Raw genomic sequence first — 13409 nt, 5'->3', positions numbered from 1 at the left:
CGCAGGGTCTGGGGTCGCAGGGTCTGGGGTCGCAGGGTCTGGGGTCGCAGGGTCTGGGGTCGCAGGGTCTGGGGTCGCAGGGTCTGGGGTCGCAGGGTCTGGGGTCGCAGGATCCGGAGCTGCAGGATCCGAGGTCGCGGGGGCTGGGGTCGCGAGGGCCGAGGTCGCGCGGCTTGATACGGCAGGGGCTGAGGTCGCGCGGCTTGATGCGGCAGGGGCCGAGGCGGTGGGGTTTGAGACTGTGGGGTTTGTTAGTTGGCGGGCTGGGTCGTTTGATGGGCGGACGCCTTACTGGGAGATCGGGATTGCGTTGTTGCCGGAGTATCGCGGGCGTGGGATCGGGTGGCGGGCGCAGGCGGTGTTGACGACGTACCTGTTCGAGCACACGCCGGTGCAGCGGATCCAGGCCGCGACGCATCCGGAGAACATCGCGGAACAGAAGGCCTTGGAGAAGGCGGGTTTCCGGCTCGAGGGCGTGATCCGCGGGTGCGAGTTCCGGGCCGGGAAGCTGCGCGACGGGTACCTGTACAGCCGGTTGCGCGACGATCCGGAACCCGAGCTCGGCAACGGTTCGGTGACGGGAGCCCGTTAAAGCCCTGCGGAGGAACCGTTGCGGATTAGTCTCGGCGGGTCGCTGCACGCTTACCGGGCGTGGTTCTGCGACGCTGAAAACGCTGAGGAGAGGGGAATCCGTGTCTCGTCGACGTGGTCTCGTTGCCGCCGCCGTCGTACTGTCGTTCGTCCTGGCCGGCTGCTCGGACGTAGCCGCGAGCGAGACGACGCCCTCCCCCACGCAGGCGTCCAGCAGCACCTCCCCCAGCACGACACCGACGCCGACCCCGACGGTCAGGCCCACGGTGAAGCCGAAGCCCAAGGTGAAGCAGAAGCCCGAGTACTACGCACTCCGGGTCGAACGGCAGCTCGACAAACTCGGGTACCCGGTCGGCGACATCGACGGCGACATCACCGCGCGCGCCAAGCAGGCGCTGTGCGCGTGGCGCGAGACCCACGGGATGCCGGCCAGCCGGGCGGGCCTGACACTCGACGACGCGTACTCGGTGCTCAACGCAACCAGCAGGCCGACGCCGACGCGGGAGCCCGGGATCTACGTGAACAAGACCTGCCAGATCCTGTACCAAATCGTTGGCAAGACCTACAAGCGGATCGTCTGGATCTCGACCGGCGGCCCCGGGTACGAGACGCCGAACCGCATCGGCAAGGTCTGGCGCAAGTGGGCCGGCGCGCATGAGAGCAGCCTGTACGAGGACGCGTACATGTACGACTCGCTCTACTTCCTCAAGGATCGGCCCGGCATAGCGCTGCACGGTTCACGCGTGAACTCCCTCGTCAAGCCGTACCCGGACAGCCACCGCTGCGTCCGAGTCCTCCGCCCCGAGATCCACCAGATCTTCGAAGACACCCCGATCGGCACAAAGGTCCAGATCTACGGCGAGTACTAGGTGCTCCGCCGCCTCGCCCTGGTCGCCGTACTAGCCCTCACGGCCTGCACCGCCCAACCCGATCCACCGACTCCCAGCCCGACACCCACGGTCGTCCCGCTGTCGGTCGCCCAAGGAACGAAGGCTGCCCTGACCGTGGCCGACCTGCCGAAGGGCTGGGACGACGGCGTAGCACCGGATCCGATCCCGACGCTCCGATTGCCGATCACCTACACACCGGCTGAGTGCAGGCTGCTCCGGGATCCGCTCCGCGACCGGGCGACTCCCGCGACCAGCATTCGCGGGCAGTACTTCCATCGTGCGGCTGATCAGAACGTCGACAAGGACGCGACCGAGGTGATCGCGTCCTGGCCGACCCCACAGCTGTCACTCCTTCGTCAGATCGCCGCTGCGTTGCCACGCTGCAAAACCTATGCCGGCGTCTTGGACGGTGAGTCCTACCGGCTGTTCGCGCGCGAGTTGCCGGTGCCCGGTTTGCGGGACGGGATCGCACTGCGTTTCGGCGACCCGAACGATCCGACGCTGAAGTCCGGTACCTACTCGGGGTACGTCGTCAGAGGCGGCACCGTGCTCGCCCTCAGGGCCGACAGCGACACCTTCACCACTGACGCCGCCTTCATACGATTCCTGACGACGGCAGTCGCTCGGCTCGATGCCGCGATCGGTTGACAGCGCTACCAGGTGAAGTCCTCGGGCTTCTTTTGGGACTCGGTGCGGATTGCGTCGAGTTGGGTGGCGAAGAGTTTGGTGAGGCCGCAGTTGAGGCAGACGACTGCGGACAGGCCAGACAGTGGGTGGGACCAGAGGGATCGGCCGGTGGGGTGGATTCCTACCGCTTGCTGGCTGACCACGTCGAGGTTGCCCACTTGCTGGCCGCCGCAGTTCTCACAGGGCGGCAGGCTGGATGCCGGTTGGCTCATGGCATATGCCTATCACCGTCGTCAAGAAACGAGTGGCTACACCGGGACCTTCCACTTCTGCGGGTCGAGCCCGTTGCAGTCGTAGATCTGCAGCTTCGTACCGTCCGCGGTCGCGCCGCTGGGGCTGTCGAGGCAGCGGCCGGACTGGGGGTTCAGGAGCGAGCCGTTCGCCTGGGGTTGCCAGATCTGGCCGCCGGCGGGGCCGCAGTCCCAGAGCTGGACCTTGGTGAAGTTCGCCGTACCGTTGCCGACGATGTCCAGGCATTTGCCGAAGGCACGGATCTTTCCGTCGGTCGACATCGTCCACTGCTGTCCGGGTACGCCGTTGCACGTCCACAGCTGTACGGCGTTCCCGCTCGTCGGCGTGTTGGTGTCGACGTCGACGCACTTGCCGGCCGCGGCAGGTCCCGTGATCGGTCCGGTCGGGTAGCCGGGCAGGTTCCACTTCTGCGGGTCGAGGCCGTTGCAGTCGTAGATCTGCAGCTTGGTGCCGTCCGCGGCCGCGCCGCCGGGGCTGTCGAGGCAACGGCCGGACTGTGGGTTCAGTAGCGAGCCGTTGGCTTGTGCTCGCCATTGCTGTCCGCCGGCCGGACCGCAGTCCCACAGCTGGACCTTGGTGAGATTCGCCGTACCGTTACCCACGATGTCAAGGCACTTGCCGAACGCACGGATGGTGCCGTCGGCCATCATCGTCCATTGTTGACCAGGTACGCCGCTGCAGGTGTACAACTGTGCCGCGTTGCCGTTGACCGCTGTGTTGTGGTCGACGTCGAGGCACTTGCCAGCAGCCGCGGGTCCGGTGATCGCACCGGTCGGACCGCCCACCACTCCAGTGCCGAAACGGACCTGGCACTGGTTGCCGGTACCGAGCCATGTCGCTGCCAGGTACAGGAAGGACGTGCCGTCGATCGAGGGCACGATCGGTGAGCTGTACCCCGGGCAGCTCGGGACGCCCGTAGCGTAACCGCCCGTCGGGTTGACGTTGACCGGCGCCTCCAGCTCGGTCCAGCTGCCGGTACCGAGTGAGGTGTTTGCCAACAGCACCGATCCGGACTCGGCCATCACTGCCTTGTTGCCTGTCGGCCCGGTGACGACACGTTGACCGGAAAGCAGCAGCGTGCCGTTCGGTCCGCCGCCGGGGATCCAGGCCACGTACGGAGTGTGCAGCAGGTGGCGGCCGTCGCTGGTCTGGGCGAGCGTGCCCGGGTTGTCGGTCGGTGACCAGTTGAGACCATCCGGGCTGGTCTTGAGGTACACCTCGCAGGCGTGGTCGGCGTTGGTCGCGTCGCGGCACAGCTCGTACGACATGACGAACTGGCCGTTCGGCAGGGCGGTGACGATCGACATGCCGGGGCGGGCGAGGTTGTCGGCCGGGAACGCGACGTCCGGGGTGATGTTCGCGCTCCAGGTCGCGCCGCCGTCGGTCGAGGTGTAGTGGCCGATGATCTGGTTGTTGGTGGGTGAGCCGGCCGGGCGTTCGTCGGAGATGAAGCAGGCCAGCGTGTTGTTCGGGGTGAGCAGGAACCACGGCTCCCAGATGCCGGCACCGATGGTGTTCGGCAGGCCGCTGGTCTGGGTGCAGTTGGACAGGTACTGCCAGCTGGCGCCGTGGTCAGTGCTCTTGAACACCTCGATCTTCTGCGCGGTGAAGTTGCCCTCCACCCAGGCGGTGCCGGCGGCGAGCAGGTCGCCCGCGTTCAGGCCGTTCGCGGTCCGTGGTACTTCGTAGATCACCGGCGCGCCGAGACCCCAGCCGGCCGTGTGCGACGTGATCGTACTGATCGGGTTGGCGCCGAACGTCGCGCCGCCATCGGTGCTGCGGAAGATCGGGAAGTTGCTCGGCCCGGATTCGTTGCGCCGGGCAAAGGTTGCCAGCACGGTGTGGCCGGCGTTGCTGTCGTGGTCGAGCCGGATCGCGCGCGGGTAGCTGGCGTCGGCGTTCGGGTAGGTGGACAGGTTCGGGCTGTAGAGGACATTGCCCGGGGGCGCCGCGGTGGCCGGGACAGGGCCTGGGGCAACTATCAGCGCGGCGACGATCAGGGTGAGGATTGTCAACAATCTGCGGATGGACATGAAACCTCCTCGGACAAAGGGCGGTAGCTCGAGAAGTGCGGGGTCAGATCGTGAGGTCGACGAATGTGCGGGCTACGACAGCGCCGTCCGGGTCCGTGATCCAGAGCGGCAGGCGGCCGGGGTTCGTCACGGTGATCTCGATCGGGTCGGTCACGGTGAACGGCTTGGCGTCCACCGGCGCCGACCCGGAAGGCCAGTGCAAGGTGCCGAGCAACGGTTCCGGGCCGTGGTGTGAGACCCGCACTGGGAGGGAGGCCGAGTCGCCGGTGAGTACGAGGTCCCGGCCAGGCGCTTCCGGAACGATGTCGACGATCAGCACGGTCTCGGCGTTGACGTCGGACGGGACCACACCACCGAGGTCCTTCGTCCGGCGGTCGTACGTATAGACGCCGACCGTTTCGTGCTCGATGTCGTACAGCTCGGTGTAGATGTACCCGGCGTTCCGCGGATGTCGGCGAAGCTCCTGGGTCTGCCACCGCAGGTGCCACCCGCGCTCCACGCTCGTGGACCCGGCGCCGTACTCCCCGTTGAGCTGCACCTTGTCCGTCCCGTCGAACCCGGGCGCCGCGATCGCCTTCTCCGCAACGAACTCCGGCCCCAACCGAACCGGGAACCTGCCGTCCGAAGTGTTGACGAGCCGATCCACAACCGCGGCCCACGAGCCCACGCTCTCGTCGTAGTAGTGCCAGTCCACAAGGTCGGTCTCGACGTGCGCCCACCCCGAGTTGTCGACAATCGGACGACTCGGATCGGCGTCCTTGATGATCCGGTACGTCCGCCGGACCGCGTCCTGCTTCGCCGGATCGCCCGGGACGTCCCAGTCCAGACCCCACTCCTCGTTGTACCCGCCCCAGATCACGATGCTCGGGTGGTTGCCGTCCCGCGCGACCATCCCGGCCGCGACCTCCTCGAACGCCGCGACGGCATCGGCGCGGAACCGCCCGGTCGACGGCGGTTCGGCCCAGACGAGCATGCCGAGCCGGTCAGCCCAGTACAGCCAGCGCGGATCCTCGAGCTTGATGTGCTTCCGTACCAGGTTGAAGCCGGCCGCCCGCGCGAGCTCCAAGTCCCGGCGCAACGCCTCGTCACTCGGCGCGGTGTGCCCGCCGCCCGGCCAGAACCCCTGGTCGAGAACGCCGCGGACGTACGTCGGTACGCCGTTCAGCACGAGCGTGCTGCCCTGCCATTCGATCGTCCGCAACCCGGTGTACGCACGGACCGTGTCCGAGCCGGCGGTCACGATCACGTCGTACAGATGCGGATTGTCAACAGTCCACAATCGGGGCTCGGCGATCGGCAGCGTCACGGTCCCGGGCCATTCGTCGTACTCCCGGACCAGCTCGCCGGGGATCTCGATCCGCACCGGCGACGGGCCGGCCATCGTGATCTCGATGCTGTCGGCGGTCGGGCGAAGTTCGAGCTTCGAGATGTACTCGGCCGGCCGCGGCTCGAGCCAGACGGTCTGCCAGATCCCGCTCGACGGAGTGAAGGCACAACCGTCGTAGTCGTCGGCCGGCATACTGCGCTGCTTGCCGTGCGGGATGAACCGCTTGTCGGTCGGCGCCTCCACCTGTACGACGAGCTCACCCGCGCCGTCCTCCAGCAGGTCGGTGATGTCGGCCTCGAACGGGAGGTAACCGCCCGTATGCGAGCCGGCGAGCGCACCGTTCACCCATACCGTCGCCTGGTGGTGGACGGCACCGAAGTGCAGGATGGTCCGCTCCCCCGCCCAGTCCGCGGGCCGCTCGATCCGCCGCCGGTACCATGCCGTCGGCAACCAGTGCGCGACCACGCCGGAGTCGGGGTGCTCCCACGGGAACGGGACGACGATGGTCTCGTCGAACCGCCCGGGCTCCCGGGCGAAGTCCCACGTGCCGTTCAGATTCAGCCAGCGCGACGACCGGTCGAAGTGCGGCCTGGGATATTCGGAACGTACAGGATTCTCCATGAATCAGCCTTTCAAGCTGCCGGCCATGACGCCTTTGATCAGATGACGTTGCAGTACGACGAACACGACCAGTACCGGAACCGCCGCCACGGTGCTTGCCGCGAGCAACTGACCCCAGACGCTGGTCCAGTCCGCGCCGAGCTGCCCCGAGCGGATGTTCTGGGCGAGCGCCGAGAGCATCACCTGCAGGGTCTGGTGCTGCTCGTCGTTCACCGCGACCACCGGCCAGACGAAGTCGTTGTAGATGTTGATGAAGGTCAGTACGCCGAGCGCCGCCAGCCCCGGCCGGATGACCGGGAGCACGATGCTGGCGAAGATCCGCAGCTCGCCGGCGCCGTCGACGCGCGCGGCGTCGAGCAGTTCGTCCGGGATCGCCAGGATCACCTGCCGCATCCAGAACACCCCGAACGCGTCGATCGCGCCGGGCAGGATCAGCGCCTGGAACGTACTCACCCAGCCGAGCTGGCTCATCTCCAGCAGCAGCGGGATCAGCAGTACGAGCGTCGGCAGCATCAACGTGGTCAGCACGGTCGCGAAGAGCAGCCGCTTGCCCGGGAACGCGTACTTCGCGAACGCGAAGCCCGCCATCGGGCAGAAGACCATCGTCAGCGTGCCCTTGACCAGCACGACGATCGCGGTGTTCCGGAACCCGGTGCCGATCGGGATCGTGTCCAGCATCGACCGGAAGTTCGTCAGCGTCAGCTGACCCGGGTCGAAGCTGAACGGACTCGAGATGATGTCCGCGCCGGGTTTCAACGACGACACCATCATCCACAGCAGCGGCGCGAGGCTGACGACGCCTGCCACCGTCAGCAGGACGTAGCGTCCGGGTTTCATGAGTCCTCCCTGGAACGCAACAACCGGATCGACGCGAGCGACAGCGCCAGCACCATCACCACGAGCAGCATCGAGTTCGCGGCCCCGAGGCCGAGGTCTGAGTTCGTGATGTGTTTGTAGAGGTACAGTCCGGCGGTCCTGGTCGCGTTGAACGGTCCGCCGCCGGTCACGACGTACGGCTCCGCGAACAACTGGAACACGGTCAGCGTGCCGATCACGACGACGAAGCTCAGCGTGCGCGTCACCAGCGGCACGGTGATCGACCAGAACTGGTGCCAGGCGCCAGCGCCGTCGATCGTGGCCGCCTCGTAGACATCCGCGGGGATTGTCGACAATCCTGCCATCAGCAGGATGACGGCGTACCCGGTCGTTCGCCACAGCACGAGCAGCGCCACGGTCACCTTGGCACCGGCGGCGGTGGTCAGCCAGCCGATCGCAGGCAGTCCGATGGCGGACAAGCCGTGATTCACCGCGCCGAAGTCCTTGTCGAACAGGATGATCCACACCTGCGCCATCGCCACCAGCGGCGTCACGAACGGAGCGATCAGCGCAGCGCTGAACACGCCGCGGAACCTTGCCTTGCGCAATGCGACCGCGATCGTCAGCGCGAGCAGCACCTGAGCCGGTACGACGAGCAGCCAGAGCGCACCCGAGGTCGCCATCGACTGCCAGAAGTCCGGACTGGTCAGCAGGTATCGGTAGTTCGCGAGCCCGATGACCTTCAGCGCGCCCGCGCCGTGCCAGTTGGTGAAGCTCAGCTGGAGGGCGAAGAAGATCGGATACGCGCTGAACGCGGCGAAGACGACCACGAACGGCGCGACGAACAGGTACGGCGCGACCGGGATCCGGCGCCGCCGTACCCGCTCCGCGGTCCGCCGGGTCGTGGCCGCCTCGGTGAGGGTCGCCATTCAGCTCGGACCCATCAGGTTCTTCTGGATCTGCGAGGCCGAGGTCTTGAGCACCTCGTCGGGACTCATCTGGCCGGCCAGCAGTTTCTGCACGTTCACACCGAAGTAGTCGACGGCCTTCCCCCACCAGGTGGGAATGGTGTAGCCGCCGGGCACCTGCTTGCCCGCCTCGACCGCAACCTTCCACAGGTCCTGGCCACCGAGTGCCTCGAGCGGCTTGAACAGTGGCGTGTTCGGGTCCAGCGCGGGCAGGTACGACGGGATCGACGTGTTCAGGCCGCCCGGGTACACGTCGTTCGACCCGTAGACGGTCGTGTACCCCTCCTTGCTGAAGACCATGTGCTCGTACAGGCGCCAGGCCAGCTCGGGGTTCTTCGCCTTGGCCGGGATCACGAACGACGAGCCGCCCATCACGCCGGCCCGCGCACCGCCCGCCTGCCACGCCGGCAGCGCGGTCGCGCGCCACTTCCCCTTGCTTGCCTTCAGCAACTGCTGCGGTGCGAACACGAACCACTGTGCCCACGGTACGAACACCTGGGTGCCGTTGTCCTGCGTCTGCAGATCAGTCGGCTGGGTGTACTTCGCGAGCGTGCCCAACTGCCCGGACCGCACCTTGTCCAGCCAGGTCAGCGCGTTTCGGTACGGATCGGAGTCGATGGTGAGCTTGCCGTCGGGGCCGACCATCGCGCCGCCCTGCTGGTTCGCGAACATCTCGATCCACAACTGCCCCAGGAACTGGTCGTTCTCGAGGTGGATCGGCTTGGCGTGTGGGAACTTCTCCCGGACGGTCCGCGCGGCGTCGAGCAGACTGTCGAACGTCGACACTCCGGTGATGTCGACGCCGGCCTGGGTGACGATGTCCTCGCGGTAGAACAGCAGCCCGGGGTCGAGGTCCCACGGCACCGCGACGATCTTCCCGTCGACGGTCACCACGCCGAGCTTGTACGGCGCGATGTCCGCCTTGTACTGCTCGATCAGCCCGCTCAGGTCGTACAGGTGCGGTGCGACGCCGGTGAGCAGCGCGTCGTCGTAGAAGGCGCCGTCCGGCACGCCGGCGCCGCTGATCAGGGTCGCCGGGAGCTTGGCGTTGACGTCGACCGCCACATGGTTGACCTTCACCTGCGGGTACTTCGCCGTGAACGACGCGATCGCCTTGTCGAACACCTTGTACAGGTCGCCGGTGCGGTCCCAGATGGTGATCTCGCCGGACGGTGGTTTGGTCACGCTGCTGCTCGGCAGGGACTGGCCGCCGGTGGTGCCGCCCGGAGCGCAGGCGCCGAGACCTCCGGCCACCAGCGCGGCGCCGGCCCCACGGAACAGGCTGCGGCGCGAAAGGAGAGTGGTCATGGTGCGTTCCTTCATGACATTTGCGGTGCTTGCAACGTTGCAAGTGGTGCTGGAGACGCTAAGCTTGCAACGTTGCAAGTGTCAATAGGTCAGAGGATCGAGGTGCAGGGTGGCCGCCACACTCCGCGAGGTCGCCGAGCGGGCCGGCGTCTCGGTCCGCACGGTCTCGAACGTCGTCAACGACTTCCCACAGGTCGCGGCCGAGACCAGGGCCCGGGTGCAGCGCGCGCTCGACGAGCTCGGTTACCAGCCGAACGCGGTCGCGCGGACTTTGCGGAACGGCCGCTCCGGCCTGATCGCGCTGGTCCTGCCCGAGCTCGACGTTCCGTACTTCGCCGAGCTGACCCGGGCGGTCATCGAGCAGGCAGCGGCCGCCGGGTACACGGTCGTGGTCGACCAGACCGACGGCGATCCGGTCCGCGAGCGGGAACTGGTGATGCGCGGCAACCGGGCGGCGATGTTCGACGGGCTGATCTTCAACCCGCTCGCACTCGGCGGCGCCGACCTGCGGAACCGGCCGTCGTCCACGCCGGTCGTCCTGCTCGGTGAACGCGTCCTCGAGGGCGGGCTCGACCACATCATGATCGACAACGTCGGCGCCGCCGAGCTCGCCACCCGGCACCTGATCGACCTCGGCCGGCAGCGGATCGCGGCGATCGGCGACCAGTTCGACGAGACCCGGCAGACCGGCCGGCTACGGACGCAGGGCTACCGGGCTGCGCTGCACGCGGCCGGCCGCGAGGTCGTACCGGAGCTCGTACGCCCCACCGAGTTCTTCCACCGCGCCGACGGCGCGACCGCGATGGCCGAACTGCTCGCACTCCCCCAGCCACCCGATGCGGTCTTCTGCTACAACGACCTGCTCGCGCTCGGCGCTCTCCGCACCATCCTCAGCCGCGGCCTTCGCGTACCTGACGACATCGCACTGGTCGGCTTCGACGACATCGAGGACGGCCGCTACAGCACCCCAAGCCTCACCACGATCAGCCCCGACAAGACCCAGATCGCCAAGAACGCCGTACGGCTCCTCCTCAACCGCCTCGACGGCGACCGCTCCGCGCCGGCCGAACTCCCCGCGGACTACACCCTGCAGATCCGCGAAAGCACTACGGGCTGACGTGGCGGCTGCGGAATGCAGCCTTCTTGGAGAGGTTGCCGCAGGTGTCCATCGAGCACCAGCGGCGGGTGCCGGGGCGGGAGTTGTCGAGGAAGACGGCGCCACAGTCGGGGTTGGCGCAGTCGCGGATCCGAGCCAGCGCGGCCGGGGACGTGACCAGGTCGAGGACGTCGCGGGCGACCAGCGCGAGCACCGCGGTGACCGGGTCGTCGGCCTGCCACTGCAGCTCGCCGGCCGAGTCCAGCCGAGGCTGCGGCACCGGCTCGGCCGCCGCCCGGTTGACCCGGTTGCGGGCTACCTGGGAAGCGCTCGCGACACCGGTCGTGCGGGCCGCGGCGAGTAGTTCGTACACGCTCTCCCGCAACGCCTGCGCCTGACCGACCCGCGTCTGCGCCGGAACGCGGACGGCCTTCGCCGGGATCGGGCCGAGCTGCGTCACCCAGGCGGCCAGCGCCGCGCCGTCGGTCAGTTCTTCCGCGACCTCCGGCGTTCCGCGCAGCCGCAATGTACGGACGAAGTCCAGGCACAGCCGGCCGGCGCCCTGCCGGAAACGTTGCTCCATAACTCCACTGTACCCCTGGAACCGGTTTTACTGGTACCGTTCTGGAACCAGTCAAACCGGTTCCGCAAAGAGGTGCGTCATGCGTAGGTCTCTCCTCGTCCTGCTCGCGACCGCGTGCGGTGCGGCCGTCGCCAACGTGTACTTCCCGCAGGCGATCACACCGCTGATCGCGCGCGGCCTGGCCGTCGGCACGGCGACGGCGGCATTGGTGCCGACGGCAACACAGTTCGGGTACGCCGCGGGCATCGCGCTGCTCGTACCGCTCGGAGACCGGCTCGTGCACCGTCGTTTCGTGGCCGCGCTGCTTACCGTGACAACGCTCGCTCTGATCGTCGCCGGCGTGGCGCCGAGTCTGCCGGTACTCCTTGGAGCCGCGGTCGTGGTCGGGATGGCCACCGTCGTACCGCAGGTGCTGCTGCCGTTCGCTGCGACGCTTGTGGCACCGGATCGTCGCGGCGCGGTGACGGGGTTGCTGCTGTCCGGGCTGCTCTCGGGAATCCTGCTGGCTCGCGCGTTCGGCGGGTTGCTCGGCGATTGGCTCGGGTGGCGAGCGCCGTACCTCGTCAGCGCATTGCTGGCCGCGACGCTGGCGGTCGTACTTGCCCGGGCGTTGCCGGTGACCGAACCGGCATCACGTGACAGCTACTTGGCGCTGATCGGTTCGCCGGTGCGGCTGTTCTTGAAGGAGCCGGAGTTGCGGCGGTCGTGTCTGTACCAGGGGTTGATGTTCGGCGGGTTCACCGCTGGTTGGACGAGCCTCACGCTGCTGATCACCGGGCCCACGTACGGACTGAGCGCAAGCGCCGTCGGGCTGATCGCCTTGGTCGGCGCCGCGAGCGCGTTCGCCACCGCCTGGGCCGGACGCCAGGCCGACCGTCGTGGGCCGGACGCGGTCAGCCTCGCGAGCTTCCTCGGGGCGATCGTCGCTGCCGCCGTGCTGACCGCGGCGGTCACCGGTGGCGTCGGCGGCCTGATTGCCGTTGCCCTCGGCATGCTTCTGCTCGATGTCGCGGTCCAGTCCGGCCAGGTGGCGAACCAGGCGCGGATCTTCGCGTTACGCCCCGAGATGCGCAGCCGACTCAACACGGCGTACATGACTGTCGCGTTCCTCGGTGGAACAGCCGGCTCCTGGCTCGGCGTCCATGCCTACCTCCACTTCGGCTGGCTGAGTATTCCGGTACTCATCACCGTGGCAACGCTCATCGCCCTGCTGCACGCCTGGCGGTCTACAGCCAGAGCGAGAGCAGTACCTTCCCGGAAGCGTCGGAATCAGAAGCGGTCGCGAATGCGTCGACAGCCTGATCGGCTGGGTACTCGTGGGTGACGATCTGCTCGAGATGTGGGTGTGCGGCCAGCAACTCGACCGCGTGGTCGATCTCGTTGTTGAAACGCAGGGTGCCGCGGAGCTGTAGTTCGCGAGAGACCAGCGGTGCCAGGTTCACCGGACGTGCTTCGTCGGCCGGGATGCCGACCAGGACGACGACCGCGCCGCGGCGGGCCGCCGCCAGGCCGGCGGACATGGCGGCCGGGACGGCGGTGCACTCGAAGACGGTGTCGAAGTACTCGGACGGGATCTCGTCCGTACCGACCTGAACAGTGCGATGGGCGCCGAGCCGGCCGGCTCGCTGCAACGGTCCGGGCAGTACGTCCGTCGCCACCACCTCGATCGCGCCCGCCAGGACGGCTGCGGCGACTGTCAACAATCCGATCGCACCCGATCCGGAGACCAGTACCCGCCGGCCGCGAACACCTCCCGCGATCTCGATGGCATGCAGCGCGACGGCCAGCGGCTCCGCCAGGGCCGCGCGGCGAAGCGGCAAGGAAGCCGGCAGTGCGCGCACCATGTCGTTGCGCACGACAACGAACTCGCTCATCCCGCCCTGGGTGTGCGGCCAGGTGGACGCACTCCCCAAGTAGGCGCCGTCCGGCCACAGGTGCGGCCGGTCCTCGATCCCGCGCAAGGGTGTTCCGAACGTCGCGGGGTGGATCGTGACCGGCGTACCCGGTGCCAGAGCGCCGGACGGGTCGAGGTCGACGGTGCCGGACAGCTCGTGTCCCGGCACCAACGGCTCGCGGACGACGAACGAGCCGTTGGCGCCCTCGTGGTAGTAGTGCAGGTCAGATCCGCAGATCCCGCCGTACGCCATCCGGAGCCGCACCTCGCCGGCCTGCGGTTCCGGCGTGGGCAGCTCGACCTCGACGAGTTCGAGCTTGCCCTGGATGACGATCGCCTTCAT

The 13409-nt window shown here is 67.9% G+C and carries 13 protein-coding genes; 5 read left to right on the top strand and 8 right to left on the bottom strand.

What is annotated here, in order from left to right; all coding sequences use genetic code 11:
- Positions 1–226 precede the first annotated feature (226 nt).
- The 3 genes from ACFYRU_RS39360 to ACFYRU_RS39350 all read left to right on the top strand — a co-directional run bounded on the left by ACFYRU_RS39360 (position 227) and on the right by ACFYRU_RS39350 (position 2129).
- A complete protein-coding gene (locus tag ACFYRU_RS39360) occupies positions 227–592 on the top strand; it encodes a GNAT family N-acetyltransferase (RefSeq protein ID WP_387669027.1) in 366 nt (121 codons plus the stop codon).
- 100 nt (positions 593–692) lie between these two features.
- A complete protein-coding gene (locus tag ACFYRU_RS39355) occupies positions 693–1460 on the top strand; it encodes a L,D-transpeptidase family protein (protein WP_387669025.1) in 768 nt (255 codons plus the stop codon).
- The gene (locus ACFYRU_RS39350; protein ID WP_387669022.1) at positions 1461–2129 is read left to right on the top strand and encodes a hypothetical protein; all 669 of its coding nucleotides are present in this window, start codon (positions 1461–1463) and stop codon (positions 2127–2129) included.
- Between the two features lie 5 nt (positions 2130–2134).
- Here the strand turns inward: ACFYRU_RS39350 and ACFYRU_RS39345 are convergent, their stop codons facing one another.
- Genes ACFYRU_RS39345 through ACFYRU_RS39320 form a run of 6 tightly spaced genes read right to left on the bottom strand, consistent with a single transcriptional unit; the run spans position 2135 to position 9493 of the window.
- Entirely contained in the window at positions 2135–2380 is a 246-nt protein-coding gene (locus ACFYRU_RS39345; RefSeq protein WP_387669020.1) for a hypothetical protein, read from the bottom strand.
- 36 nt (positions 2381–2416) lie between these two features.
- The gene (locus ACFYRU_RS39340) at positions 2417–4453 is read right to left on the bottom strand and encodes a ricin-type beta-trefoil lectin domain protein (protein ID WP_387669018.1); all 2037 of its coding nucleotides are present in this window, start codon (positions 4451–4453) and stop codon (positions 2417–2419) included.
- A 43-nt stretch (positions 4454–4496) separates the two neighbouring features.
- The gene (locus tag ACFYRU_RS39335; RefSeq protein ID WP_387669015.1) at positions 4497–6401 is read right to left on the bottom strand and encodes a glycoside hydrolase family 2 protein; all 1905 of its coding nucleotides are present in this window, start codon (positions 6399–6401) and stop codon (positions 4497–4499) included.
- A gap of 3 nt (positions 6402–6404) precedes the next feature.
- Positions 6405–7238: a carbohydrate ABC transporter permease gene (locus ACFYRU_RS39330; RefSeq protein ID WP_387669013.1), complete on the bottom strand. Its 834-nt coding sequence runs from the start codon at positions 7236–7238 to the stop codon at positions 6405–6407.
- Positions 7235–8146, bottom strand: coding sequence for a carbohydrate ABC transporter permease (locus ACFYRU_RS39325; RefSeq protein ID WP_387669011.1), 912 nt, complete (start codon positions 8144–8146; stop codon positions 7235–7237). The genes ACFYRU_RS39330 and ACFYRU_RS39325 overlap by 4 nt, the downstream gene beginning before the upstream one ends.
- The gene (locus ACFYRU_RS39320) at positions 8147–9493 is read right to left on the bottom strand and encodes an ABC transporter substrate-binding protein (protein ID WP_387669009.1); all 1347 of its coding nucleotides are present in this window, start codon (positions 9491–9493) and stop codon (positions 8147–8149) included.
- A gap of 109 nt (positions 9494–9602) precedes the next feature.
- Between ACFYRU_RS39320 and ACFYRU_RS39315 the strand changes: the two genes are divergently transcribed.
- Positions 9603–10610, top strand: a complete 1008-nt coding sequence (locus tag ACFYRU_RS39315; protein WP_387669006.1) for a LacI family DNA-binding transcriptional regulator — start codon at positions 9603–9605, stop codon at positions 10608–10610.
- Here ACFYRU_RS39315 and ACFYRU_RS39310 read toward each other — a convergent pair.
- Positions 10600–11172 (bottom strand): CGNR zinc finger domain-containing protein, encoded by a 573-nt coding sequence (locus ACFYRU_RS39310; protein ID WP_387669004.1) that lies wholly within the window; start codon positions 11170–11172, stop codon positions 10600–10602. The two genes, ACFYRU_RS39315 and ACFYRU_RS39310, sit on opposite strands and share 11 nt — an antisense overlap.
- 79 nt (positions 11173–11251) lie before the next feature.
- On the opposite strand from ACFYRU_RS39310, the gene ACFYRU_RS39305 reads away from it, so the two are divergent.
- Positions 11252–12496, top strand: a complete 1245-nt coding sequence (locus tag ACFYRU_RS39305) for an MFS transporter (protein ID WP_387669001.1) — start codon at positions 11252–11254, stop codon at positions 12494–12496.
- On the opposite strand, the gene ACFYRU_RS39300 is transcribed toward ACFYRU_RS39305, so the two are convergent.
- Positions 12399–13409, bottom strand: a complete 1011-nt coding sequence (locus tag ACFYRU_RS39300) for an L-idonate 5-dehydrogenase (RefSeq protein WP_387668999.1) — start codon at positions 13407–13409, stop codon at positions 12399–12401. The genes ACFYRU_RS39305 and ACFYRU_RS39300 overlap by 98 nt on opposite strands.

Origin of the sequence: Kribbella sp. NPDC004536, assembly GCF_042873835.1 — a bacterium.
In the GTDB taxonomy this organism is placed as follows: Bacteria; Actinomycetota; Actinomycetes; order Propionibacteriales; family Kribbellaceae; genus Kribbella.
This window is presented reverse-complemented; position numbering and strand designations above follow the sequence as displayed.